The organism is Streptomyces carpinensis, from assembly GCF_002154505.1.
In the GTDB taxonomy this organism is placed as follows: Bacteria; Actinomycetota; Actinomycetes; order Streptomycetales; family Streptomycetaceae; genus Streptomyces; species Streptomyces carpinensis.
The window spans coordinates 1-1599 of sequence record NZ_MUBM01000609.1; the positions used below are offsets into that span (position 1 = coordinate 1).

General features: G+C 68.9%; 1 protein-coding gene and 1 pseudogene. Both read right to left on the reverse strand.

The genetic code is table 11. The annotated features are described in order from the left end of the window. On the reverse strand, window positions 1-280 hold a 280-nt coding region (locus BZY54_RS52565), incomplete at its 3' end, for an ATP-binding protein (protein WP_143668365.1). Window positions 281-420: 140 nt separating this feature from the next. After that, window positions 421-1225 (reverse strand): annotated as a pseudogene (locus tag BZY54_RS46905) (glycerophosphodiester phosphodiesterase). Window positions 1226-1599: the final 374 nt, after the last annotated feature.

Sequence of the window (1599 nt, forward strand, 5' to 3'; positions counted from 1 at the left end):
GTCGGCCGTGCTTGCACGCGTTGCTCAAAAGTTCCGAAAGGATCAATACAGCATCGTCGATGACCGATTCCGCCACGCCACCTCTGCGCAACTGATCACGCATCCGGTGTCTGGCTTCCCCCACGCCCGCAGGGCCATGGGGTACGGCCATGCTCGACGACGTGGGCACCTCCTGTGCCACCACCAACGCCACCCCCGAGACCTCCTTCGCCCCACGCCACGGTGTGGATGCCCCAATGGCCTGAACCGGAAACCGGCCATTCCACGTCCGGTGACGCATTCGCAACGATCGAACACGCAACGAACGCGCCGGAGCACTCCCTGTCATGACACGGCGGCGTATGGCTGGATTTCTTTGGAGCGGCCGAAAGCGGAGGATGACGCAGCCGACCGCGCCGGTCGAGGTCCGCCCGCGACCGATCAGCGGCCGAGCTGATGCAGGACCGCGCGTGGGCGGTTGGTGATGATGGCGTCGACGCCCAGCTCGACGCAGAGAGCGACGTCCTCGGGCTCGTTCACGGTCCACACGTGCACCTGGTGCCCGGCCCGCTTCAGCCGCTCGACGTACGCGGGGTGACCGCGCACGATCCGGATCGAGGGGCCGGCGATCCGGATCCCGGCCGGGAGCCGCCCGTCCCGGAGCCGGGGTGAGACGAACTGCATCAGATAGACCGTCGGCAGCGTCGGCGAGGCGGCCCGCACCCGGTGCAGCGAGCGCGCTGAGAAACTCATCACACGCACCGGCGACTCCTCCGCCGAGACCGGGGCGTCCAGGCCGAACCGTTTCAGGAGCACCAGCAGCCGCTCCTCGACCTGCCCGGCCCACCGCGTGGGGTGCTTGGTCTCGATGGCCAGCTCCACCCGCCGCCCGGCGTCGGCGACGAGTTCGAGCAGCCGCTCCAGGGTGAGCACCGAGGTGTCCTCGGGGTCCTCCGGCCGCACCTCCCAGTCGGGCTCCTCGTCCCGGCCCCGCCAGAAGGCCCGCGTCCGCCCGGAGCCGAAGTCCNNGGGCGGACACCGCCCCGCGCCCGTTCGACGTACGGTTGACGCGGCGGTCGTGCACGCAGACCAGGTGCCCGTCCGCGGTCAGGCGTACGTCACACTCGAGGGCGTCCGCACCGTCCTCGATGGCCTTCCGGTAGGCGGCCAGCGTGTGCTCCGGGGCGGCCTCGGAGGCTCCGCGATGGGCGACGACTTGGATGTGGTGCTGCCGTACGTGGGTCACCGCGTCATGGTGCCACCGCGGCGGGGTACGAGTGACGGCGAACGGGCGTCGATTATGTGTCCGTTTCATGTGAGATGACCTATATAAAGAATGGCATCGGACCCACAGCCACCGCTTATGGTGCTCTGACGGCCCGTGGGAAAAGCTGACGACATACAGATGCACATGCACAGCTGGAGCACGCCGGGTCGTCGGCAGGCATGACGCCCGTGACCGAGTGCGACCGACAACAACAGCCGTGGATCGAGGAGAAGAGCTGTGAGCACCGAGAACGAGGGCACCGCGGTACCCCCGGCCCCGTCCGCACCTCCCGTGCCGGTGGAATCTCCCGCAGCTTCCCCGCAGCCATCCGCCCCCGAGGGCAGCGTCCCCCC